The 23,895-nt window shown below is 72.6% G+C and carries 20 protein-coding genes; 7 read left to right on the top strand and 13 right to left on the bottom strand.

Annotated features, from left to right (window positions below; translation table 11 throughout):
- Window positions 1-12 precede the first annotated feature (12 nt).
- From ACQP2H_RS07430 to ACQP2H_RS07410, 5 genes are all read right to left on the bottom strand, one after another.
- On the bottom strand, window positions 13-564 hold the full coding sequence (locus tag ACQP2H_RS07430) for a pyridoxamine 5'-phosphate oxidase family protein (RefSeq protein WP_433231774.1): 552 nt from the start codon (window positions 562-564) through the stop codon (window positions 13-15).
- Between the two features lie 60 nt (window positions 565-624).
- Window positions 625-1,359 carry a gamma-glutamyl-gamma-aminobutyrate hydrolase family protein gene (locus ACQP2H_RS07425; RefSeq protein WP_308291053.1) on the bottom strand — a complete coding sequence of 245 codons (735 nt, stop codon included), beginning with the start codon at window positions 1,357-1,359 and terminating at the stop codon, window positions 625-627.
- Window positions 1,356-2,123, bottom strand: a complete 768-nt coding sequence (locus ACQP2H_RS07420) for a 3-oxoacyl-ACP reductase (RefSeq protein WP_219468438.1) — start codon at window positions 2,121-2,123, stop codon at window positions 1,356-1,358. Before ACQP2H_RS07420 ends, ACQP2H_RS07425 begins: the two co-directional genes overlap by 4 nt.
- Before the next feature lie 5 nt (window positions 2,124-2,128).
- Window positions 2,129-3,475: an aldehyde dehydrogenase family protein gene (locus ACQP2H_RS07415; protein WP_433233476.1), complete on the bottom strand. Its 1,347-nt coding sequence runs from the start codon at window positions 3,473-3,475 to the stop codon at window positions 2,129-2,131.
- Between the two features lie 119 nt (window positions 3,476-3,594).
- Window positions 3,595-4,959, bottom strand: a complete 1,365-nt coding sequence (locus ACQP2H_RS07410) for a glutamine synthetase family protein (RefSeq protein ID WP_219468431.1) — start codon at window positions 4,957-4,959, stop codon at window positions 3,595-3,597.
- Window positions 4,960-5,529: 570 nt separating this feature from the next.
- On the opposite strand from ACQP2H_RS07410, the gene ACQP2H_RS07405 reads away from it, so the two are divergent.
- A complete protein-coding gene (locus ACQP2H_RS07405; RefSeq protein WP_219468429.1) occupies window positions 5,530-6,078 on the top strand; it encodes a hypothetical protein in 549 nt (182 codons plus the stop codon).
- A 113-nt stretch (window positions 6,079-6,191) separates the two neighbouring features.
- Here the strand turns inward: ACQP2H_RS07405 and ACQP2H_RS07400 are convergent, their stop codons facing one another.
- The 3 genes from ACQP2H_RS07400 to ACQP2H_RS07390 all read right to left on the bottom strand — a co-directional run bounded on the left by ACQP2H_RS07400 (window position 6,192) and on the right by ACQP2H_RS07390 (window position 8,680).
- Complete coding sequence (locus ACQP2H_RS07400) at window positions 6,192-7,835, bottom strand: amino acid permease (protein WP_433231769.1); 1,644 nt, start codon at window positions 7,833-7,835, stop codon at window positions 6,192-6,194.
- 453 nt (window positions 7,836-8,288) lie between these two features.
- Window positions 8,289-8,546: a flavin reductase gene (locus ACQP2H_RS07395; RefSeq protein ID WP_219468426.1), complete on the bottom strand. Its 258-nt coding sequence runs from the start codon at window positions 8,544-8,546 to the stop codon at window positions 8,289-8,291.
- Complete coding sequence (locus ACQP2H_RS07390; protein ID WP_255597924.1) at window positions 8,546-8,680, bottom strand: hypothetical protein; 135 nt, start codon at window positions 8,678-8,680, stop codon at window positions 8,546-8,548. The genes ACQP2H_RS07395 and ACQP2H_RS07390 overlap by 1 nt, the downstream gene beginning before the upstream one ends.
- A gap of 191 nt (window positions 8,681-8,871) precedes the next feature.
- Here ACQP2H_RS07390 and ACQP2H_RS07385 point away from each other — a divergent pair, with 191 nt between their 5' ends.
- Window positions 8,872-9,639, top strand: coding sequence for a DUF5753 domain-containing protein (locus ACQP2H_RS07385; protein WP_219468425.1), 768 nt, complete (start codon window positions 8,872-8,874; stop codon window positions 9,637-9,639).
- Entirely contained in the window at window positions 9,636-9,830 is a 195-nt protein-coding gene (locus ACQP2H_RS07380) for a DUF397 domain-containing protein (RefSeq protein ID WP_219470768.1), read from the top strand. The genes ACQP2H_RS07385 and ACQP2H_RS07380 overlap by 4 nt, the downstream gene beginning before the upstream one ends.
- A 39-nt stretch (window positions 9,831-9,869) precedes the next feature.
- Here the strand turns inward: ACQP2H_RS07380 and ACQP2H_RS07375 are convergent, their stop codons facing one another.
- The 4 genes from ACQP2H_RS07375 to pcaF form a co-directional block, all read right to left on the bottom strand.
- Complete coding sequence (locus ACQP2H_RS07375; protein WP_219468422.1) at window positions 9,870-10,370, bottom strand: DUF456 domain-containing protein; 501 nt, start codon at window positions 10,368-10,370, stop codon at window positions 9,870-9,872.
- A 200-nt stretch (window positions 10,371-10,570) separates the two neighbouring features.
- Window positions 10,571-12,733, bottom strand: a complete 2,163-nt coding sequence (locus ACQP2H_RS07370) for a putative bifunctional diguanylate cyclase/phosphodiesterase (protein ID WP_219468420.1) — start codon at window positions 12,731-12,733, stop codon at window positions 10,571-10,573.
- Between the two features lie 7 nt (window positions 12,734-12,740).
- Entirely contained in the window at window positions 12,741-13,559 is an 819-nt protein-coding gene (locus ACQP2H_RS07365; protein ID WP_208569286.1) for an SAM-dependent methyltransferase, read from the bottom strand.
- 377 nt (window positions 13,560-13,936) lie between these two features.
- Complete coding sequence (gene pcaF, locus ACQP2H_RS07360; RefSeq protein WP_219468417.1) at window positions 13,937-15,142, bottom strand: 3-oxoadipyl-CoA thiolase; 1,206 nt, start codon at window positions 15,140-15,142, stop codon at window positions 13,937-13,939.
- A gap of 199 nt (window positions 15,143-15,341) precedes the next feature.
- Here pcaF and ACQP2H_RS07355 point away from each other — a divergent pair, with 199 nt between their 5' ends.
- The 4 genes from ACQP2H_RS07355 to ACQP2H_RS07340 all read left to right on the top strand — a co-directional run bounded on the left by ACQP2H_RS07355 (window position 15,342) and on the right by ACQP2H_RS07340 (window position 19,657).
- Entirely contained in the window at window positions 15,342-16,307 is a 966-nt protein-coding gene (locus ACQP2H_RS07355) for a glutathione S-transferase family protein (protein ID WP_357534514.1), read from the top strand.
- The gene (locus ACQP2H_RS07350; RefSeq protein ID WP_357534516.1) at window positions 16,300-17,001 is read left to right on the top strand and encodes a DUF998 domain-containing protein; all 702 of its coding nucleotides are present in this window, start codon (window positions 16,300-16,302) and stop codon (window positions 16,999-17,001) included. The genes ACQP2H_RS07355 and ACQP2H_RS07350 overlap by 8 nt, the downstream gene beginning before the upstream one ends.
- A gap of 206 nt (window positions 17,002-17,207) precedes the next feature.
- Window positions 17,208-18,524, top strand: coding sequence for a dicarboxylate/amino acid:cation symporter (locus ACQP2H_RS07345; protein WP_219470766.1), 1,317 nt, complete (start codon window positions 17,208-17,210; stop codon window positions 18,522-18,524).
- 65 nt (window positions 18,525-18,589) lie between these two features.
- Window positions 18,590-19,657 (top strand): NADH:flavin oxidoreductase/NADH oxidase, encoded by a 1,068-nt coding sequence (locus ACQP2H_RS07340; protein WP_433231761.1) that lies wholly within the window; start codon window positions 18,590-18,592, stop codon window positions 19,655-19,657.
- Between the two features lie 126 nt (window positions 19,658-19,783).
- Here ACQP2H_RS07340 and ACQP2H_RS07335 read toward each other — a convergent pair whose 3' ends face one another.
- Window positions 19,784-23,713: an ATP-binding cassette domain-containing protein gene (locus ACQP2H_RS07335; RefSeq protein ID WP_433231759.1), complete on the bottom strand. Its 3,930-nt coding sequence runs from the start codon at window positions 23,711-23,713 to the stop codon at window positions 19,784-19,786.
- Window positions 23,714-23,895: the final 182 nt, after the last annotated feature.

Raw genomic sequence — 23,895 nt, 5'->3', positions numbered from 1 at the left:
GAGGGGGTGGGCTCAGAAGACCGGGAGTCCGTCGATGCTGGCCGCGTTCTTGGTCGCGCGGTAGGTGACCAGATCCTCGGTGGTCCGTCGGGAGTGTGACGTGAGCAACAGGTCGCGGTCGCCGCGATAGTCCATCAGGGGCACCGCGTAGCCACAGGAGTCGCTGACCCGTTGCACCGTGACCCCGATCACCGCGCGGACGGCGTGCACGTCGGGCGGCTCGGGGAAGTCGGCCAGCAGGGCCGCGAAGTCGGGGTCGGTGACCGGGGTGGCGACGCCCCGCCCGTGCAGTCGGACGATCTTCGGTGGGCCGTCGAAGGCGCAGAACATCAGCGTGATCCGGCCGTTGTCCCGCAGGTGGGCGATCGTCTCCGCGCCGCTGCCGTGGTAGTCGAGCCAGGCCACCCGGTGCGGGCCGAGCACGACGAAGGTGCCCCGCATGCCCTTGGGGGAGAGGTTGACGTGCCCGTCGCCGCCGGTGGGCGCGGTGGCGACGAAGAACATCGGCTGCGCCTCGACGAACTCCCGCAGTCGCCCGTCCAGCGCCGGATACACGGTCCCCATGCTGCCATCCTCCCGCCACCGACCGCATTTCGAGACAGATTTCCCACCTGACAGGAAGCGTCAGCGGTCCCGGGCCGCCCTCACCAGGGCGGTCACCGGGCGCGGGTCGTCGTCGTTCTCCGGATGCCACTGCACCCCGAGCAGGAACCGTCGCGCCGGGTCCTCCACCGCCTCCACCACCTCGTCGTCGGCCCAGCCGGTGACCGTGAGCCGCCCCGGATCGGCCACCGCCTGGTGGTGGTACGAGTTGACCCGGTCCACCCCGGCCAGCACCGACGCCGTCCGGGTCCCCGACGCGAACCGCACCGGATGCGCCCCGTACACCCCCGGGGCGGGGCGGTGCCGGTCGTGACCCACCACGTCCGGCAGGTGCTGGTGCAACGACCCGCCGTACGCGACGGCCAGCAACTGCATGCCCCGGCACACCCCCAACACCGGCAGGTCCACGGCGAGGGCGGCAGCCAGCAGGGCCGACTCCCCGGCGTCCCGGTCGGGGCGGGGCTCGGTACGCGGGTCCACCGGCTGGCCGTAGCGCTGCGGGCCGACGTCCGCGCCGCCGGCCAGCAGCAACCCGTCGAGCACGTCCACCACGTCGGCGTCCAGCTCGTCCGGGGGCAGCACCACGGCCCGACCCCCGGCGGCGGTCACCGAGCGGACGTACGCCTGCGGGACCAACGACGCCGGCACGTCCCGCCAGACGGCCCAGCTCGCCGGCTCGACGTACCCGGTGATGCCGATCAGCGGACGCGCCCGCCGGCCGGACGGCCCGGCGCCGCCACCCGCCGGCCCGCTCACAGCGGGGTGACGTACGCGCCGGTGATGCCGCCGTCGACCACGAACTGCGCGGCGGTCATGAACGACGCGTCGTCGCTGGCCAGGAACGCCACCGCGGCGGCGATCTCCTCCGGTGCGCCGAACCGGCCCATCGGTACGTGCACCAGCCGGCGGGCGGCCCGCTCCGGGTCGGCGGCGAACAGCTCCATCAGCAGCGGGGTGGCGACCGGGCCGGGGCAGAGCGCGTTGACCCGGATGCCCTCCCGGGCGAACTGCACGCCCAGCTCCCGGGTCATCGCCAGCACCCCGCCCTTGCTCGCGGTGTACGCGATCTGCGAGGTGGCCGCCCCCATCAGCGCCACGAACGAGGCGGTGTTGATGATCGAGCCCTTGCCCTGCCGGCGCATGTGCGCAATCGCGTACTTGCAGCACAGGTAGACGCTCGTGGTGTTGACCCGCAGCACCCGTTCCCAGGCGTCCAGGCCGGTGTCGAGGATCGAGTCGTCGTCGGGCGGGGAGATGCCGGCGTTGTTGAACGCCACGTCGAGGCGGCCGTGCCGCTGCACGACCCCGTCGAAGAGGTCCCGGACGGCCGCCTCGTCGGCGACGTCGGTGTGCACGTACTCGCCGCCGACCTCCTCGGCGGCCCGCCCGCCGGCCTCGTCGTCGATGTCGACGCAGACCACCCGGGCCCCCTCGGCGGCGAACCGCCGCACGGTGGCCAACCCGATCCCGCTGCCCGCCCCGGTCACCACGGCGACCCGGTCCTGTAGCCGACCCTGCACGCGCCTCACTCCTCTGTGCTGATGAAGACGTTCTTGACGTCGGTGAAGGCGTGCAGCGCGTCCGGTCCCAGCTCACGGCCGAGCCCGGAACGCTTCATCCCACCGAACGGGGTCCAGTAGCGCACCGAGGAGTGCGAGTTGACGCTCAGGTTGCCGGCCTGCATCGCGCGGGCCAGCCGCAGCGCCCGCCCGACGTCCCGGGTCCAGATCGAGCCGGACAGGCCGTACTCGGTGTCGTTGGCGAGCCGGACCGCGTCGGCCTCGTCGTCGAAGGGGAGCACCGAGACGACCGGCCCGAAGATCTCCTCCCGCCAGTGCCGGTCGGCCGGGGAGTCGGCGAGCAGCACCGTCGGCGCGTGCCAGAAGCCGGGGCCGTCGGGGCGGGTGCCGGTGAACGCGACAGTCGCGCCGTCGACGTAGCCGGCGACCCGGTCCCGGTGGGCTGCGGAGATCAGCGGGCCCATCTCGGCGGTCTCGGCGGCCGGGTCCTCCACCCGCAGCGCCTGCACCGCTGGTTCGAGCAACTCCAGGAACCGGTCGTAGACCGGGCGCTGAACCAGGATCCGGGAGCGGGCGCAGCAGTCCTGCCCGGCGTTGTCGAACACGGCGTACGGTGCGGTGGCCGCCGCCTTCTCCAGGTCGGCGTCGGCGAAGACCAGGTTGGCGCTCTTGCCGCCCAGCTCCAGGGTGACCCGCTTCACCTGGGCGGCGCAGCCGGCCATGATCCGGGTGCCCACCTCGGTCGAGCCGGTGAAGCAGACCTTCCGCACGGCCGGGTGGGTGACGAACCGTTCGCCGACCACGTCGCCGCGACCGGGCAGCACGGTGAACACGCCCTCCGGCAGGCCGGCTTCGCGCCCCAACTCCGCCAGGCGCAGCGCGGTCAGCGGGGTCAACTCGGCGGGCTTGAGCACGACCGTGTTGCCGGCGGCCAGCGCGGGGGCGAAACCCCAGGCGGCGATCGGCATCGGGAAGTTCCACGGCACGATCACCCCGACCACGCCGAGCGGTTCGTGGAAGGTGACGTCCCAGCCGCCGGGCACCGGGATCTGCTGCCCGGTCAGCCGCTCCGGCGCCCCCGCGTAGTAGTCGAGCACGTCACGGACGTTGCCCGCCTCCCACCGCGCATTACCGATGGTGTGCCCGGAGTTACGCACCTCCAGCTGGGCCAACTCCTCCAGGTGCGCGTCCACCAGCCCGGCGAACCGCCGCAGAACCCGCCCCCGCTCCCCCGGCGCAACCTGACGCCACACCTCGAACGCAACAGCCGCCCGCGAGATAGCCGCATCCACCTCCCCCGGCCCGGTGGCCGCCACCTCCCCCACCACATCCCCACTAGCCGGATCGACCACCTGCGTCACGCCCCACCCCTTTCCCCGTCGATCATGGAGTTGTGGTGCCCCGCACAGACCACATACCGCCACACATCGTCCACCACAACTCCAAGATCGACGCAGACAGGGGGTGGAGGTCAGAGGCGTTCGAAGCCACGGGTCAGTTCCCAGTCGGTTACGGCGGCGTCGAAGGCGGCCAGCTCGACCTGGGCCTGGTTGGCGTAGTGGGCGTGCACCTCGTCACCGAAGGCGGTGCGGGCGATGTCGGAGTTCTGCCAGAGGGTCAGGGCGTCGCGGAGGGTGGGTGGGACGCGTTCGGCGGCCGGGTCGTCGTAGGCGTTGCCGGTGCACTCGTCGGCCAGCTCCAGCTCCTGCTCGATGCCGTGCACCGCCCCCGCGACCAGGGCGGCGATCGCCAGGTACGGGTTCACGTCCGCGCCGGGCACCCGGTTCTCCACCCGCATCCCCTGCCCGTGCCCGACCAGCCGCAGCGCGCAGGTGCGGTTGTCGGTGCCCCAGCGCAGCGCGGTCGGCGCGAACGAGCCGGGCTGGTAACGCTTGTAGGAGTTGATGTTGGGGGCGAACAGCACGCTCATCTCCCGCATGGTGGCGAGCAGCCCCGCCAGCACCCGCTGCCCGGTGACGCTGAGCTGCGCCGGCCCGTCGCCGAGCATCGCCGAGCGGCCGTCGACGTCACGCAGCGAGAAGTGGATGTGGCAGGAGTTGCCCTCCCGGGCGTTGGGCTTGGCCATGAACGTGATCGACACGCCCTCCTGGGCGGCGATCTCCTTCGCCCCGTTCTTGTAGATCACGTGGTGGTCGGCGCAGGCCACCGCCTCGTCGTAACGGAAGGCGATCTCGTGCTGGCCGAGGTTGCACTCGCCCTTGGCGCTCTCCGGGGTCAGCCCCGCGCCGGCCATCTCGGTGCGGATGCGCCGCAGCAGCGGCTCCACCCGGGCGGTGCCCAGCAGCGAGTAGTCGACGTTGTACTGGTTGGCCGGGGTGAGGTCGCGGTAACCGCGCCGCCACGCCTCCTCGTACGAGTCGCGGTAGAGGACGAACTCCAGCTCGGTGCCGGCGTACGCGGTCAGCCCGTGGTCGGCCAGCCGGTCGAGCTGCCGGCGCAGGATCTGCCGGGGCGAGGCGACCACCGGGCCGGAACCGTCGAGCCACTCCAGGTCGGCCAGGAGCAGCACGCTGCCCGGCTGCCACGGCATCCGGCGCAGGGTGGACAGGTCTGGGCGCATGGCGAAGTCACCGTAGCCGCGTTCCCAGCTCGACATTGCGTACCCGTCGACGGTGTTCATGTCGACGTCCACGGCGAGCAGGTAGTTGCAGCCCTCGCTGCCGTTGGCGACCACCTGGTCGAGGAAGAACGGGGCGTGGAACCGTTTGCCCTGCAGGCGGCCCTGCATGTCGGTCAGGGCGAGCACTACCGTGTCGATCTCGCCATCGGCGACGGCGACCCGGAGCTGTTCCAGCGTGAGCGGGGCTTTCCTCATCCGTGCGCCTCCATCACCAAGGTCTACCGGGCCTAGCGGATCACCGTCAATGCCCCGTTCGGGCGTCCCGGCAAACCCCCGCCCGGGGTTCCGCCGACCCGGTCCGGGTCACGTCGCCGGCCGCACCGGCGGGTGGCCGGGGCCGCACCTGGACGCACCGGTCCGGTGAGGACGTTCCTGCCGGCCCTCGTGTTCCCCGCCGCGCCCCGACGCCAGGCGACCCGGACGGGAATTGCAGAAGCGCGGCACACCGGAAACAATTATTCCGCGCGCGGGAAAGAACTGCGGCGACAAGCCGTTCATCCGTTCGGACAAACCATCGACACAACTATCCGTAATCACGCAGTGACCTTGCGGGAGAGTCGCCGCGTTGCCAGAATCTGACCGATCGGGTGCGACGCTCGGCACTTTCCCGAATGGCCCGTCCGTCTTTTCCGTCGACCACCTGCGCGGGTGCGCGCGATGCGCAGGTGCGTTCGTCGGGAAAACGGCTGGTCGGCGCACCGGTGACACCCGACGGTAATTCCGCACCGCCCGAACTGCTCCATCACGACGCACAAAGGACGCGTAATGACGAGAGTACGTCTGCGTGGCACGCCCCGCTCCTTCGCCGCCCTGGTGGCGATCGCCCTGTCCACCGTAATGCTCGCGGTGGCCGCCCCGGCCCAGGCAGCACCCGCCTCCGGTGCCGAGTCGACCGGCCACCTGATTCCCCTTTCCAGCGGATCCGCCGGCCGGTCGGCGAATTCCTACGGCACGCTCGCCTCGACCTCGATAACGGGAACCGTCGGTTCCATAACTGTCACCTGCACGCTGACGCCGAGCACCCCGTTCATCTACTACGGCGGCCTGTACGGTGGCGGCGAGGAGGGCCTCGCGACGGTCCGGTGCACCTACCCCGTCTACGCGGCCCAGGTCGAGGTCGCCCTGTTCCGCTACGGCACCCAGATCACGTACGGCACCCACACGAACTACAGCACCACCACCACGACCGCCGACACCGAATACCCTCGGTCCAGCGGCCAGTACCAGACGGGCGCGGACGCCTACATCACCTGGACCTACGGCGGGCCGACCAGCTTCATTCCGCTCACCTTCAGCAACAGCATCAACCTCTGACCTGCCCCGCACCGGCGGAAACGCCCGGAGGCGACCGGGCAGCCCCGGGCGGGACCCTCCTCGGAGGAGGTCCCCGCCCGGGGCTGCCCACCGTAAGACCCGGACGGTCGCGGTCAGGCCGGCTCGTCGGCCCGCGCGGCGTCCGCCGTCGCGTGCGACCCCGGCCCGGGTACGTCGACGGTGCGGCGCGGGCCGGTGAACCACGTGCGGGCCGAGGCGTACCACCAGATGCCGACCCCGAGCAGCACCCCGCCGACGGCCAGCGGCGCGTAGTTCACCGCCGACCAGCTGAACTCCGGGTTGCCGGGCACCCCGGCCGGCACGATCGGCAGCACGAAGTAGACCGAGATGATCACGATCTCGACCACCGCGATCCAGCCGAACACCTTGTACTTGCGCCCGAGCGTCCACGGCCCTGGCTCGAACCGGTCGCCGAGGCGCAGCCGCAGCGCGATCGGGATGACGAAGGACAGGTAGAGCCCGATCACCGCCACCGACACCACCGCGTAGAAGGCGACCGGGACGCCGTCACGCTGGTAGAGCGCCGGCAGGGTGAGCACCAGGCCGGCCAGCGTCGCCCCGATGATCGCGTTGGCCGGGGTGCCGTTGCGGTCGACCTTCGACCACAGCCGCCAGCCGGGCACCGCGCGGTCGCGGCTGAAGGCGTACGTCATCCGGCTCATCGAGGTCACGCAGCTCATCCCGCAGAAGAACTGCCCGATGGTGGAGATGATGATGACCGTCTTGAAGAAGAACGGGGTCAACGCGGATTCGAAGATGGCGCCGGAGAACCCGTTGGCCGCGTTGATCGCGTCCACGTCGGTGGCGGCGAACAAAAACGCCAGCAGCAGGATCCACCCGCCCACCGCCGAATAGAAGATCGACCGCCACAGCCCCTTGGCCGCGGCCTGCGACGCGCCCCGGGTCTCCTCGGACACGTGCGCGCAGGCGTCGAATCCGGTGATCGTGTACTGGGTGAGCAGGAATCCCAGCGGCAGCACGTAGAACCAGAACGTCAACCCGCCGGTGTCGCCGTCACCGAACCCGGAGTTGTTGAACCGCTCGGTGAAGACGAACTGGAAACTCTGGTGCCGGTCGGGCACCAGCAGCAGGATGGCCACCACGGCGGCGGCGCCGGCCACGTGCCACCAGACCGACACGTTCTGGAGTACGTCGATGATCCGGTGCCCGAAGATGTTGATCAGCCCGTGCAGGGCCAGGATGATCACGAACAGGACGAATGCCTGCCGCAGCGTCCCCTCCCACCCGTCGAAGAGCGCCGACAGGGTCAGGTTGAGGAAGGTGGCGCAGCCGTAGTCCACCGACGCGGTGACCGCGACCAGGCCGATCAGGTTGAGCCAGCCGGTGAACCAGCCGTGCACCGGCCGGCCCATCTTCGCCGCCCACCAGTAGATCCCCCCGGCCGTCGGGTACGCCGACACCAGCTCGGCCAGGCAGAACCCGATGATCAGGATGAACAGCGAGATCAGCGGCCAGCCCCAGGAGATGGCGACCGGTCCGCCGTTGTTCCACGCCTGCCCGAAGGTGGTGAAACAGCCGGCCAGGATCGAGATGATCGAGAACGAGATGGCGAAGTTGGAGAAGCCGCTCCACGTGCGGTGCAACTCCTGCTGGTAGCCGAGTTCGGCGAGTCGTCGGGCGTCGTCGTCCGGCGCGTGCGGTTGCCCGACGGTCGGCGGTTGCCCGTTCCCGGCGGTCGGCGGTTGCCCGGTGGTCGGCGGGGGCGTTGTGGCCACAGCACACCTCCCTGAGGTGGTACCCGGTACTGCCCGGGTGGTCCCGGTGCGAGTGCGCCCGAGTCTCGTCCCGCCGATCACCACGGTCAATCCGTCGCCGGTGCCGAACTCGTTAATTCGCGTCATCCCTGGCGGGCGGTGGTCAGGTCGCCCGGGGGCGGTAATCGGGTTGCCCCGGGGCCGGCACCGACGGATGCTTGAGCCCGTGACCAGGCCCGATCGCGACGGGCCGACGCCGGGCGCTCGGCAGGAGCCCGGCACCACGGCGGCGCGGGGCGTCCACCTCTCTCTCACGTACGGCGTCGTGCCGTACCCGACGGGCGTCCCGCTCCGCCACCCACTCCCGCCCCGATCCACCCGCCTGGGTAGATGTTGCGGAATCCGCCGGGCATGGACGGCACAACTTCGGCCCAGACGAGTCGATCTTGCCGCCGACCGCCCCTGGTAGATCCCTCAGCCTCGGGCCCTGGCCCAGGAGAGGAAGCGTTCGGTCATGCCGGTGGGCGGGTGGGCCGGGTGGAGTTGGGTGAGCTGGTTGGTGGCCTCGTGCATCAGGGTGCCGAGATAGATCAGCAGGGACATCCGGTCGTTGCGGTACTCGGTGAGCAGCGCGAGCTTGGCCGGCTGGCAGGGCCACTGCCGGCCGCAGTTGCGGCAGCGCCACAGCGGACGCATCGCGACGTGCGGGACGGGCGGACGGACCACCACCATCACCGCCCCCACAGCGCAGCGGCCTGCGCCTCGTCGTCGATCAGGTCAGGCGACCACAGGAACCGCTTGACGCTCCCGAGCACCCGGCAGGGCGGCGTCCTCATGATCCTCCACCACATGACCGAACCCTTCATGTCGACCTCCTCGCGTGCCTGGGAAGGGGCCGCTCCCACTGGCCAGAAAGGGAGCGGCCCCCGCGAAGTCGGCCCCGACACCGTTCCGTCAGAGCCGACCCACCTGGGGCAACCTTGCCCAGAGCGACGGGATCAGTACACGACGTTAATCTATGCTCAGGGACGTTCGTGACATCCACGATGGAGGCGGGATGAACCACGCGCTTCAGGAGGCCATGGCCGAGGCCGGCGAGACAGCAGAGAGTCTTGCCGCTCAAACAGGAGTCGACCCCAAGACGGCAGCGCGGTGGATATCTCCGGGACGTGTGCCGCAACCGCGTCGACGGGTGACCGTGGCCGCGATCCTCGGCCGGGACGTTGGTGACCTATGGCCCGATGTCCTCAAGCGCCGCGAGCCACAGTGGCTGAGAAAATGGGTCGACTGGGAGCGTGAAGCCTTGGCCCTGCGCTGGTTTGAACACTGCTGGATACCTGGCCTACTCCAAACCGAGGCGTATGCGCGGGCCACTCTGGCACACAACCTGCTGCCTGCGGACGAGATCGAGGAGCGCGTGGCGTCCCGGCTTGAGCGCGGCTCCATTCTCACCAGCGGCAGACCCCCGCAACTCGTCGCCGTCATCGACATGGCGGCGTTACGTCGCCCGATGAAGAGTCACCCCGCCGCAATGAAGGAACAGCTCACCCACCTGGCCGATGTGGCTGAGCTACCGCACATACAGATCCTCGTGGTGAGTGAGGACACTGGGCTCTATCCTGGACTACAGGGCGGCTTCATTCTTGCCACCCTTGGTGACGGCTCAGTAGTGGCACATCTCGATCATCAAGTGCGAGCTCAGGTGGTGAATGAGGCCGATGACCTTGTTACCCTCCAGCAGACCTGGGAGATGATCAGAGGCGAAGCCTTCTCCCGCAGGCAGTCACTCAACCTCCTCAAGGAAGCGGCGAGCACATGGACCTGACCGGCGCACAATGGCGCAAGAGCACCAGGAGCGGCAGCAACGGCGGCTCGTGTGTCGAGGTGGCCGACAACCTGACCGGCGTCGTCCTGGTGCGGGACACCAAGGACCGCGACGGCGGGACCCTGACCTTCGCGCCGGACAGCTGGCAGGCGTTCGTCGACCTGGCCAAGCAGATCGACCCGGCTGCCTGACCTGCCGCCCGACCACCACCGCCCCGCCCACGTGGGTGGTCAGGTGAAGAGGAGGCCGGCGACCCAGAGGGCGGCAATCACCAGGCCGGCCAGGAACTCCACCATCATCGACAGGCCGGCCGCCTTCAGCGCCTGCACCGTGGCCGGCCAGGCGAGCTGGTTGCTGCCCAACCGCAGCCGCTCGGCCCCCCACACCCCGCCGACGAAGCCGATCACCAGGCCGATCACCGGGATGACGAAGAACCCGACCAGCCCGAGCAGGCCCCCGACGAGCAGCGACGACGTCGGCACCCCGGTGCGCTTGAGGTTGCGCCCCGGCCAGGCGTACTTGATCACGGCACCGGCGGCGGCGACCACGGTGGCCGCGCCGAGCACCGCCCAGCGGCCCGGCCCGGCGTCGCCGAAGACCGCCCAGAGCAGCACCCCGCCCCAGCACAGCGGCAGCGCCGGCAGGCCGGGCACCACCACCCCGGCCAGTCCGGCCACGATCGCGATCGCCGCGACCACCGAGACCGCCGCCCCACCATCGGTCAGGCTCACCCCGCCACCTCTCCCCCGCCCGGTCCCGTCCCGGTCACCTCGTCACCATGCCAGAGCACCCGGCTCCCCGCCGGCCACCCGTACCCGACCGGCCGCTTCCGGCCGCCCCACCCCGAACGACCACGCCCCACCCCGAACGACCACACCTCGCCCGGCACCACCGCGCGCCGACGACGCCCCCGAACCGGCCGGGGAGCAGGTCACTCCGTCGTCGCCCCGCGCAGGCGGGCGGTGATCTGGTCCGCCGGGGCGGGTGGGCCGAACCAGCGGCCCTGCCCGGTGTCGCAGCGCAACGCCCGCAACCGCTCCGCCTGCTCCCCGGTCTCCACCGCCTCGGCGGTCACCCACAGCTCCAGCGCGTGCGCCAACCGGACCAGGGCGTCGACGATCCGTTCGTCGCGGTGGTCGGGCGGGGAGTCGTCGCCGCCCCGGATGCCCTCGACGAACGGGCCGGCCAGCTTCAGGCAGTGGATCGGCAGCCGCCGCAGGTAGACCAGGTTGGAGTAGCCGGTGCCGAAGTCGTCGATGGCCAGTCGTACGCCCAGGTCCGCCAGCCGGTGCAGCGACCGTAACGGCTCCCCGGCGGTGCCCATCACGGCGCTCTCCGTCAGCTCCAGCTGCAACAGCTCCGCCGGCAGGCCCGTGCGGCTCAGCGCGCTGGCGACGGTGTCCACGATGGCCGGGTCGTCGGCCTGCCGGGCGGCCAGGTTGACGCTGACCACCAGTTTCGCCTCGGGGAACTCGCGGTGCCAGGCTCGGGCGTCGCGGCACGCCTGGCGCAGCACCCACTCGCCGAGCCGGACGATCAGCCCGGTCTCCTCGGCCAGCCCGATGAAGCGGTCCGGGCCGACCAGGCCCAGCTCCGGATGGGCCCACCGGACCAGGGCCTCCACCGCGATCATCGAGCCGTCCAGCAGGGAGACGATCGGCTGGTAGTGGACCACGAACTCGCCCCGGTCCAGGGCCGCCGGCAGGCCGGCGGCCAACGCGGACCGGGCGATGTCGGCGGCGCTGCGCTCCGGGTCGTACACCGCCCAGCGGCCCCGGCCCTCGGCCTTGGCCCAGTACAGCGTGGTGTCGGCGGCCTTCATCAGCTCGGAGACGCTGGTCTCGCTGGCCGGGCACTCGACCACCCCGATGCTGGCCGAGACGGCGAGCTGGTGGTCGCCGACGAGCACCGGGGCGGCCACCGCGGCCAGCGCCAACTCGGCGACACCGACCGCGTCGTCGATGCCCTCGCCCTCGTTGACCAGGATGACGAACTCGTCGCCGCCCATCCGGGCCACCAGGTGCCCCTGACCGATGACACAGTCGGAGAGCCGTCGGGCGATGGTGATCAGCAGCCGGTCACCGAGGTCGTGGCCGAGGCTGTCGTTGACCGCCTTGAAGCCGTCGAGGTCCAGGAAACACACGCCGATCCGCTGCTCCGGCCCGGCGTCGGCGAAGACCTGACCGAGGGTCTCGAAGAACAACGTCCGGTTGGGCAGGCCGGTCAGCGGGTCGTGCAGCGCCTGGAAACGCAGCCGCTGCTGGAGTTCGTACCGCTGGGTGATGTCCTCGATCATCGCGACCGTGAACCGGGGGCGGCCGTCGTCGTGCCGGATCAGCGAGACGGCCAGGTCCGTCCACACGACGGTGCCGTCCTTGCGGTAGTAGCGCTTCTCCACCCGGGCGGTGTCGTGCTTGCCCTCGATCAGCTCCTGGTACAGCTCCCACATGCCGGCCGCGTCCTCGGCGTGGAACAGCGACGACACGTTGGTCTGCCGCAGCTCCTCCCGGCTGTAACCGAGCATGTCGGCGAACGACTGGTTGACGTCGATGATCTGGCCGTCGATGCCGGCGATGCCGATGCCGATGGCCGCGCCGGTGAAGACCGCCCGGAACCGGGCCTCGCTGTCACGTAGCGCCCGCTCAACCGCGTCCCGGGCCTGCCAGGCCGATCGGGCGATCCGCTCCTGCTGACTGAAGGTACGGTCGCGTAGGGCCCGACCGAATCCGGCGGCCAGCCCACCCTGCACCGCCGCCACCCGGGCGGGCAGATCGGGCGGCAGGTCCACCGGAGGCAGCACCCGCTGCGGCAACTGCTCGCCGAGCGCCCGCACCGACCAGTCGAGGATGCGCGGTTCGGTCAGGTGCGCCTCCACCAGCGCCCGGCCCACCTCCTCCGCCGGGGTGGCGGAGAACTCCTCGGCGAGCAGGGCCTGCGCCAGCCGTACGGTGTGCACGAGCAGCAGCCGCTCGGTCTCGTCCGCGCTCATCGGCACGAACCCGAGCCGGCGTACCGCCCGGGCCCAGTCGGCGGCGTAGCCCTGGGCACCCGGACGGGCCGCGTCGGTGCCGCCGGGGTCCGGAACGGCGGACATGGTCGACTCAGCCGGCTGTGCGGTCGTACCGGGCGACGCCGCCGAACGCCCCGAACCGCTCGGGGTGCTCGTCCACGTCGGACGGAGAGTCGGGCCGCCACAGCGGCATGTGCACCACGCCGGGCTCGAGCAGCGTCCAGTCCCCGAAGAAGCCGGTGATCTCGGCGCGGGACCGCAGCGTGATCTCGGTGTCGGTACGCGCCGAGAGGCGCTGTGCGTCGAGCATCTCCTGGGGCTGGTCCTCGAAGGTGGAGTGCGAGACGACCAGGAAGCTGCCGGGTGCGGCGGCGGCCCGGAGGGTGGCGAGAATGTCGGCCGGCCGGTCGGCGTCGGGGACGAAGTGCACGACCCCGGCGAGCAGGATGCCCAGTGGACGGTCGAAGTCGATCAGGCCGCTGGCGCGTGCCTCGTCCAGGATCAGCTTCGGTTCCCGCAGGTCGGCGTGCACGGCGACGGCCCGGTCGTTGCCGGCGAGCAGTTCCCGGCTGTGCGCCACGGCGACCGGGTCGATGTCGACGTAGACGATCCGGGCCTGCGGGTCGGCGGCCTGGGCGACCTCGTGGACGTTGCCCACGGTGGGGATGCCCGAGCCGATGTCGAGGAACTGGTCGATGCCGGCGTCGAGCAGCACCCGGACCGCACGGCGCAGGAACTCCCGACCGGACCGCATGGTGTCGGCGAGGTTCGGGGTCATGCTGGCGATCTGCTCGGCGAGCCGCCGGTCGATCTCGAAGTTGTGCGCGCCGCCGAGGAAGTAGTCGTAGACCCGGGCGGCGCTGGGCCGGCTCAGGTCGATCTCGGCGGGAAGTCCGTCCGGCGTCTGCATCGCTGTCTGGCCCCCAGTTCGTCGCCGCGGTGCGGGAGGGCACCGGTGTCGACGGCGTGCGCGGGCACGCGGAGCCGCACCGGCCGACCCGCGGATCGTGTGGTGCTGACCACTCTAGGCCCGTCCGCCCAGGTGCGGGAGATCAGCTGACCCCGATCTGTGGCCGGCCGGGCGGCGCGAACAACCCGGACGCCCCGCCGTCACCCTGGGCTGCCACCCGCACACCCGACGGTGACACCTCCACCTCCCGGCTCGCCCGGCCGGCCGGGCACCCGGCGTCGGCCGGTCGGTCGGTCCCCGGGCATTCCCCACCGGCCGGGCCCACTCGACGCCGGTCGACCCGCCGGGCCCACTCGACGCCGGTCGACCCGCCGGGCTCAGTCCACGGATTCCAGCAGCAGCGAGATGCCCTGGCCGACCCCGACGCACATGGTCGCCAGGGCCCGCCGGCCACCCCGGCGACGCAGCTCCAGGGCGGCGGTCAACGCCAGCCGGGCCCCGCTGGCCCCCAGTGGATGCCCCAGGGCGATCGCGCCGCCGTTCGGGTTGACGTGCTCGGCGTCCTCCGGCAGGCCCAACTCGCGCAGCACCGCGATCCCCTGCGCGGCGAACGCCTCGTTCAGCTCGACCACGTCCACGTCTGCCAGGGCGACGCCGAGCCGGCCGAGCAGCCGACGGGTGGCCGGCACCGGACCGATCCCCATGATCCTGGGCGGTACGCCGGCCACCGCCGCGCCGCCGATCCTTGCGAGCGGGGTGAGGTCGTACCGGGCCACCGCCGCCTCGGACGCGACCAGCAGGGCCACCGCGCCATCGTTGAGGCCTGAGGAGTTGCCGGCGGTGACGGTGCCGCCGGACCGGAACGGGGTGGGCAGCGCGGCCAGCTTCGCAAGCGAGGTCTCCCGGGGGTGCTCGTCGACCTCGACCAGCTTCGTCTCCCGCCGGCCGGCGGGCACGGTCACCGGCACGATCTCCTCGGCGAACCGGCCGTCGGCCTGCGCCTTCGCGGCCCGCTGCTGGGAGCGCAGGGCGAACTCGTCCTGGGCCCGCCGGTCGACGCCGAACTCGGCGGCCACGTTCTCGGCGGTCTCCGGCATCGAGTCGGTGCCCCAGCCGGCCGCCATCAGCGGGTTGACCAGCCGCCAGCCGAGGGTGGTGTCGTACACCTCGGCGGCGCGGGAGTAGGGGGTGGTCGCCTTCGGCATGACGAACGGGGCCCGGCTCATGCTCTCCACGCCACCGGCGAGCACCAGGTCGGCCTCTCCGGCCACCACGGCGCGGGCGGCGATGGCCAGCGCGTCCAGGCCCGAGCCGCAGAGCCGGTTGACGGTGCTGCCCGGCACCTCCTGTGGCAGGCCGGCCAGCAACGCCGCCATCCGGGCCACGTTGCGGTTGTCCTCACCGGCCTGGTTGGCGCAGCCCAGCACCACGTCGTCGACCCGGGACCAGTCCACCGCCGGGTGCCGGGCGACCAGTTCGCGCAGCACGTGGGCGGCCAGGTCGTCGGGGCGTACCCCGGCGAGGGCGCCGGCGTACCGGCCGATCGGGGTACGGACTCCGGACACGAGGTAGGCCACGGTCATCGACGCACGTCCTTCGGGGGTGGGAAGGGGCTGGCGGTGCCGGCGTCGCCCGGATCACAGGGACGCCGGCCGTCAGGATATCCACGCCCGTGCCGAACGGCCCCCGGCCGGGGGGTTGCGCCGACCCTCCCGAGCCGGATGGCGGCCGGGGCGGCCCGTGACGCCGGCCCGGCGGGCGGACGCCGGATAGGTTGGCGTCATGACCCGGGCCCAGTTCAGCGCAGAGACCTCCGGTGGTGGGGCGTTCGTCCGCCAGCCCAACCGGTTCACCGGCCGGGTCACCCCGCACTCCACCTCGCCCGAGGGCGGTGGGCCGGACGACCAGGGGCGCTGGCCGTTGGAGGCCGGCCGGTACCGGCTGATCTGGTGCCGGGCCTGCCCCTGGGCGCACCGGGCCATGATCGTGCGCGGTCTGCTCGGCCTGGACGGGGTGATCTCGCTGGGCACGGTCGACCCGATCCGCGACGAACGCGGCTGGCGGTTCACCCTCGACCCGGACGGCTTCGACCCGGCGTTGGGCATCGGCTTGCTGTCCGAGGCCTACCTCACCACCGACCCGGACTACACGGGCCGGGTGACCGTGCCGGCACTGGTGGACACACTCACCGGCCGGGTGGTCACCAACGACTATCCGCAGCTCACCCTCGACCTCTCCACCGAGTGGCGACGCCTGCACGCCCCGGACGCCCCCGACCTGTACCCGGTGGCGCTGCGTCCCGAGCTGGACGCGTTGATGGCCGAGATCCACACCGACGTCAACAACGGCGTGTACCGGTGCGGCTTCGCCACCTCCCAGCAGGCGTACGACGAGGCGTACGCGGCGCTGTTCGCCCGGTTGGACGTGCTGTCGCGGCGGTTGGCCGACCGGCGTTACCTGATGGGTGACGCGATCACCGAGGCGGACGTGCGGCTGTTCACCACCCTGGTCCGCTTCGACGTGGCCTACCACGGGCACTTCAAGTGCAACCGGCAGAAGCTGACCGAGATGCCGGTGCTCTGGGCGTACGCCCGGGATCTGTTCCAGACCCCGGGGTTCGGCGAGACGGTGGACTTCGACCACATCAAGCGGCACTACTACGCCACGCACCGTGAGATCAATCCCACCGGGGTGGTGCCGGTGGGCCCGGACACGTCCGGCTGGCTCACCCCGCACGGCCGTGCCTGAGGCCGCCCGTGCGGTCGCCGGCCGGGTCGCCGCCGGCTGTGTGCTGCTCGGCGCGGTCGCGGTGACCGTCGCCGTCGGGGCCGGTCCGGGTGGCCCGTGGCGCGGGTACGTCAGCGAGGCCGGCGTCAGCGACAGCGCCTTCGCCTCGACGTACCGGATGGGGGTGTTCGCCCTGGCGGCGGCGCTGTTGTCGCTGGCCGCGGCGCTGCCGGTGACGTTGCGGCTCGCGGCCGGCCTGCTGCTGGCCGGCGCGGCCGGCACGGTGGTCTCCGGCGCGGTGACGTGCAGCGCCGGGTGCCCGCTGCCGCCGTTCGAGGCGGCGACGCCGGCCGACCTGGTGCACGCCGGGGCGAGCATCGTGGCGGCCGGGGTGACGGTGCTCGCCATGCTGGTGGTCGGGTTCCTCCGGCCGGCGACGCCGGGGCTGCGCCGGGTGGCCCGGGTCGCCGGGGTGGTGGCGTTGCCGGTGGCCGGGGTGGTCGCGCTGGGCCTGCTGACGGTGGGCCGGGGCGACCTGGTGGCCGGGCTGGAACGGGTGTTGCTGGTGGTCTGTGCCGGCTGGGGCCTGGGCACCGCTCTGCTGCTGGCCCGGCACCGGCCGGCCGCCCCCGGACCGGACGACCGGGCTGTGCCCGGCGCGCGGGAGCACGCCGTACGTGACGAACGGATCACCAGGTCGAGAACCTCCGTGTAAGGAGCCTCACGGGGATCGCTCCTTCCACCTGTCGGCCGGCCGGGAGTAGCGTCGACAGGCGATGACCAATGTCTGGCACCTCACCGTGCGCCTGTACGTCGACCTCCGACGCCAGGCCAGTGGAGTCTGTCCGGCGCAGCCGCGCTCCTGACGCCGCCCGCCGACCGACCCCTACCGACCTTGGACGCATCCTGATGGCTTCCACCCTGCGCAAGTTCCCCTTCTCCGCCCAGATCCTGCTCGGCCTCGTGCTCGGCGCGGCGCTGGGCTTCCTCGCCCGCGAGGGCGACCTGAGCTGGCTTGCCGGCACCCTCGACACCGTCGGCGGGCTCTTCGTCCAGTTGCTCAAGCTGGCCGTCCCGCCGCTGGTCTTCACCGCGATCGTGGTCAGCGTGGTCAGCCTGCGCGGGGTGGCCAACGCCGCCCGGCTGGCGCTGAGGACGCTGCTCTGGTTCGGCGTCACCGCGCTGATCGCGGTGAGCCTCGGCATCGGCATCGGTCTGCTCACCAACCCGGGCCGGGGGGTGAGCCTGGACGTCGGCGGCGCGACCGCCCCGAAGACCACCGGCTCGTGGACCGACTTCCTCACCGGCATCGTGCCGACCAACCCGGTGGGCGCGTTCGTCGAGGGCAACGTCCTCCAGATCGTCTTCCTCGCCCTGGTCGTCGGTGCCGCCGCGCTGCTGGTCGGTGCGGCTGCCGAACCGTTCGTCGAGCTCAACCGCGCGGTGCTGGCCATCGTGCAGAAGGCGCTGTGGTGGGTGATCCGGCTCGCCCCGATCGGCACCCTCGGGCTGATCGGCCACGCCGTCGCCGCGTACGGCTGGGACCTGCTGGCCCCGCTGGCGAAGTTCACCACCGCCGTCTACGTCGGCTGCGCCGTCGTCCTGTTCGTGGTCTACCCGTTGCTGCTGGTCACCGCCGGCCGGCTCAACCCGCTGCGGTTCTTCGCCGGTGCCTGGCCGGCGATCGAGTTGGCCTTCGTGTCCCGCTCCTCGGTGGGCACCATGCCGGTGACCCAGCGTTCCGTCGAGCGGCTCGGCGTCCCCCGCGAGTACGCCTCCTTCGCGGTGCCGTTCGGTGCCACCACCAAGATGGACGGCTGCGCCGCGATCTACCCGGCGCTCGCCGCGATCTTCGTGGCCCAGGTCTTCGGAGTGGACCTCGGCGTCGGCGACTACCTGCTGATCGCCTTCGTCTCGGTGGTCGGTTCGGCCGCCACCGCCGGCCTGACCGGTGCCATCGTCATGCTCACCCTGACCCTGAGCACGTTGGGCCTGCCGCTGGCCGGAGCCGGTCTGCTGCTGGCCATCGACCCGATCCTGGACATGATCCGCACCGCCACCAACGTGGCCGGGCAGGCGGTCGTGCCGACCATCGTGGCCGCCCGCGAGGGCATCCTGGACCGCGACGCCTACGCCAACGCCGGCCGGCGCGACCTGACCGACGCCGACGGGACCGACGCCGACGGGACCGCCGACCGGCCGGCCCGCCGCGACGACCTGACGCCGGCACCCGCCTGACCTCGACGGCTGCGATCCCTCCCCCGTCCTGCACCGCCATCAGCCCCTACCGGAGGATCACTCGCATGAGTGCCCTGTTCACCCCGCTCGCCCTGCGCGGCGTCACCCTGCCCAACCGGATCGCCCTGGCCCCGATGTGCCAGTACAGCGCCGGCCCGGACGGCCTGCCCACCGACTGGCACCTGGTGCACCTCGGCGCCCGGGCGGTCGGCGGTGCCGGACTGATCGTCACCGAGGCCACCGCGGTCGTCCCCGAGGGGCGGATCAGCCCCCAGGACACCGGCATCTGGTCCGACGCGCACGTCGACGCGTGGCGTCCGGTCACCGCGTTCGTCGCCGGCCAGGGGGCGGTGCCCGCCGTGCAGCTCGCCCACGCCGGGTTCAAGGCCAGCACCTGGCGGCCGTGGGCGGCCGAACGCGGCGGGGTGCCCGACGCCGAGGGCGGTTGGACGCCGGTCGGGCCCGGGACCGAACCGTTCCTGCCCGACTACCGGCAGCCGACGGCGCTCGACGAGGCCGGGATCGCCGGGGTGGTGTCGGCCTTCGCCACCGCCGCCAGCCGGGCCGTCGACGCCGGCTTCGCCGTCGTGGAGATCCACGCCGCGCACGGCTACCTGCTGCACGAGTTCCTGTCCCCGCTGACCAACCACCGCACCGACGGGTACGGCGGCGACCGGGCCGCCCGGATGCGGCTCACCCTGGAGGTGGCCCGCGCGGTCCGCGCCACCGTCGGCGAACAGGTGCCGGTGCTCACCCGGATCTCCGCCACCGACTGGGTCGACGGCGGTTGGACGGCGGACGACAGCGTCGCGCTCGCCGCCGAGCTGGCCGCGACCGGGGTGGACCTGGTGGACGTCTCCTCCGGCGGGGCGTCGGCCCGGGCGGCCATCCCGGTCGGTCCCGGCTACCAGGTGCCGCTGGCCGCCCAGATCCGCCGCGAGGCGGGCGTACCGACGGGTGCGGTCGGCCTCATCGTCGAGCCGGAGCAGGCCGAGCAGGTCGTCGCAGCCGGTGAGGCCGATCTGGTGCTGCTCGGTCGGGAACTGCTGCGCGACCCGTACTGGCCGCGCCGCGCCGCCGCGAAGCTCGGCGCCACCCCCGGCTGGCCCGACCCGTACGCCCGCGCCTTCTGACCGTCTGCCGACCGGCCTGCGTCGACCACTGCGGGGAGAGTTGTTGTCGCTGGAGCGGCAACAACTCTCCCCGATCCCGGGTGGCGCGAGCGGGCGGGCGCGGGACGCAGGACGCGGGTGACCTGGTCAGCCGGCCAGGTGACCCCAGTCGTCCTCCAGGTCACGCCACGGACCCTGGGCGACGGCCGTGCCGTCGATGAGCACCACCACGTGGTCGGCGCGGACCAGCGCCGCCCGTTTCGAGGTGGAGCCGACCACCGTCACCCCGTGCTCGCGCAGCGCCGCCCACAGGGCCAGCTCGGTGGTGACGTCCAGAGCGGACGACACGTCGTCGGCGACCAGCAGTTCGGTACGCGGGGCGAGCGCCCGGGCCAGCGCCAGCCGCTGCAACTGCCCGCCGGACAGCCGGGTGCCCTTGTGCCCGATGAGCAGCCCCAGCCCACCCCCACCCGCCAGGTCGTGCTCCAGTTGGGCGGTGCTCACCGCCCCGGCCGCGTCCACGTCGTGCCCGAGGGCGATGTTGTCGGCGACGGTGCCGGAGAGCACCCGGGGCAGCTGCCCGACGTAACCGACCTGCTGGGGGCGCAGGAACAGCTCCGGTTCGGTCACCGGGTCGCCGTTCCAGCGCAGTTCGCCGACGTGGTGCACGATCCCGGCCAGCGCCCGCAGCAGCGACGACTTGCCGGACCCGACCGGCCCGACCACCAGCACCAACTGGCCCCGGTCGACGGTCAGGTCGACGTCCCGCACGGCGAGGGTGCCGTCGGAGTGCAGTGCCCCGTAGCCGGTCAGCTCCAGCCGGCGCAGTGGCCGGCGCGGCGGCGGCTCCGGCGCGGGGGCGGTGCCGGCGGCGATGTCCACCCCGGGCACCTCCGCCGAGTACGCCCCGATCCCGGTCATCGCCACCGTCCGCCGGGTCCACACCCGAGCCGACGGGTACTGCGAGACCAGGGACGCCGTGGTCCAGGCGAACCAGCGGGCCGCCCCGAGGGTGGAGACGGCGACCAGGGTGGCACCGGCGGAGAGCCCACCGGTCAGGTAGAGCGCCCAGGCGGCGATCGGCAGCAGGCCACTGGCCACCGACGGGGTGGAGCGGGCCCACACCTGCGCGGCGATCTCCCGCCGCTGCCGGTCGCTGCGGACCAGGTCCAGGGCGGAGAGGTGGTCGAGCACCGGGCGGGTCGCCCCGGCCAGTTTGACCGTACGGGCCGCCGACAGCGAGGAGACCAGCGCGGTGGCGAAGGCGGCACGGGCGGCCACGGTGTCCCGGGCGGAACGCTCCAACCGGGGGCCGAACAGGGTAGCAGCCAGCCCCGAGACGGCCATCGTGCCGACGAAGAACAACGCCGGCACCAGGCTGCCCGTGACCAGCGTCATGGTCACCAGGGTCACCAGGGCGATGAGCTGGTCCATCAGGTTGTCGGCGAGCTGCACGACCCGTTCGGTGTCGCCGCTCTGGGCCACCACCTCGGCCGGGGTGTGCCGGCTGGACCGGCGCGGGCCGGTCTGCCCGTGCACCAGCCGCAGACTCATCCGCAGCATCTGCCGTACCCACCACTGGGGGAACCGCAGGTTGGTCCAGTAGGGCAGCGGCAGCACGATCACCAGCGCGGCGGCGATGCCGATCGCCGGCAGCCACGGGTCGCCGCCGTCGACGACGTCCGCCCAGAGCCAGGGCAGCACGGTGCCGTCCAGGCCGAGCACGGTGATCACCATGAACAGCGCGACCGAGAGCAGGCCGAAGCGCGGGTCGTTCAGGCCCAGCCGCAGGATCTCCCGCATCGTCCGGGTGGGCGGCAGGGGTGGCAGCGGCGGCGGGTCCCCCTTGGGTACGGCGACCGCCGCCCGCCCGGACACCCCGGCCCCCTCGACACCGGCCCGCCCCGGCCCGACGCCACCCGTCCCGGTGCCGTCCGCCGTGATGCCGCCGTCCGGCCCGGTGCCGTCCGGCCCGGTGCCGTCCGGCCCGGTGGCGTCCGCCGTGATGCCGTCCGTCTCGGCCCGGTTCGGCGCGGCCCGGTTCGGCGCGGCGGCGTCCGCCCAGGGGGTGTCGGGCCCGTCCGGGTACAGGTCGCCCGGCCGGCCGGCCTGCGGCCAGGCGGGGCCGGAGGCGTCGGCCTGCGGCCAGGTGCCGCCGGAGGCGTCGGCCTGCGACCGGGCGGGGCCGGAGGCGTCGGCCTGCGGCCAGGTGCCGCCGGAGGCGTCGGCCTGCGACCGGGCGGGGCCGGAGGCGTCGGCCTGCGGCCAGGTGCCGCCGGAGGCGTCGGCCTGCGGCCGGGCGGGGCCGGGTGCGTCGGCCTGCGGCCAGGCGGGGCCCGGGCCGTCGAGCAGGTCCACCCCGCCCCGGGCGGTGCCCGTCGGGGCCGCACCCACCGGGGTGTACGCGGCGGCGCGACTGCTGGCGAGCAGCTCGGCGAAGCGGGCCGAGGAGTGCAGCGGCCCCGCCTCCAGGACCGCCCCGTCGGCCATCACCACCACCTCGTCGCAGCGCCGCACGGAGGAGAGGCGGTGCGCGATGATGATGCCGATCCGGTCGGTGAGCAGGCGTTCGGTGGCCTCGCGTACCCGGATCTCGGTGACCGGGTCGAGTCGCGCGGTGGCCTCGTCGAGGACCACCACGTGCGGATCGCGGACCAGGATCCGGGCGAACGCCACCAGCTGCTCCTGACCGGCGGAGAGCACATACCCGCCCTCACCCAGCCGGGTGCGGATACCGTCGGGCAGCTCCGCTACCCAGCCGGTGAGCCCCAGCTCGGCCAGCGCCCGGGGGGCGGCGTCGAGCAGGTCCGGGTCGAACAGGGCGACGTTCTCGGCGAGGGTGCCGGCAAGGATCTCGGTACGCTGCGGCACCACCGCGATCCACCGACGCAGTTCCTCGACGTCCAGGTCACACAGGTCGGTGTCGCCGAGCAGTACCGTGCCGCGCGGCACCTCGACCGCCCGGGTGAGCACCTTGGTCAGGGTCGACTTGCCCGAACCGGTCCGCCCGACCAGCGCGTACGACCGTCCCCGGACGAAGCTGAGCCGGACGTCGCGCAGCGCGGGCGCCCGCTCGTCCTCGCCGGTGGCCGGGTAGCGGAAGGTGAGCCCGCGCAGGGTCAGGTCGCCGTCGGTGGGGGTGACCCCGCCGGAGGGTTCCTGCGGGGCGTCGGAGAGCAGCAGCACCCGGGCCCAGGCGCCGAGGGCGTACTGCAGGTGCGGCACCCAGCGGGCGAGATGTTCGACGGTCGCGCCGAAGCTCAACGCGAGCAGCCAGATCGCGGTCAACCGGGCCCCGTCGACCCGGCCGGTGGTCAACGCCCACGCCCCGGCGAGCACCACCCCGGCGATCCCGACCCGGATGGCACCGGCGGCGACGGCGGTGACCCGCGCCGACATCAGGAAGACCCGGCGGCAGCGGTTCAGCACCTCGGCCGCCCGCCGGGCGTACAACCGCAGCACGTACGGTTGGGCGAGGCTGGTGCGGACGTCGTCCTGGCCGTGCACCGCCTCCTCCATCACGGCGGCCAGGTCGGACCAGGCTTCCTCCTCGAACATCCGGGCCGGGGCGATGGCGGCGGTGGGACGGCGCAGCAGCACGATGAGCAGCACGGTGAGCAGCAGCATCGCCACCCCGGCCGGCCACCAGACGAACAGCGCGCTGAGCGTGGCGAGCAGGCAGAGCACCAGACCCTGCACCAGCCGTACGCCGGTGTTGCGCAGCTCGGAGGCGACCTGGTAGACGTCGTTGTCGATCCGGTCGAGCAGCTCGCCGACCGGGGTGCCCTCCAGGGTCGGCAGATCCTGCCCGAGGGCGACCCGGCAGAGCCGGCGACGCACGTCGGCGGACCAGTCGGCGGTGATGCCCGCCATCAGCAGCGCGATCACCAACTCGCCGAAGACTGCCACGACCAACGCGACGACCAACGCGACGAACCAGCCGGCCGAGCGGTGCACCAGCACCGGGCCGGCGACCGCCGAGGCGGCGGCCTGACCGGCTGCCCCCAACACGACGAGCACGATCACGACCGTCATGCGACGTGGCGCGGACGCCCAGAGATCACGGAGCAGGCGCATGGAGATTCCCTCCGGAACTCGGGGTGGCGGTACCCCCCAGCCTGACCCCCCGCCCCCCTCCCCTCAACGCATTTACCACCAACCCTCCCCCCACCCCTCTCCCCCCACCCCTCCCCGCCTTACCCCTCTCCCCCCACCCCTCCCCTCCCCACCCCGCCCCTCCCCTCCCCGGTGATCAAGAG

The organism is Micromonospora sp. CA-248260 (assembly GCF_050942205.1).
Taxonomy (GTDB): Bacteria; Actinomycetota; Actinomycetes; order Mycobacteriales; family Micromonosporaceae; genus Micromonospora; species Micromonospora antibiotica.
This window is presented reverse-complemented; position numbering and strand designations above follow the sequence as displayed.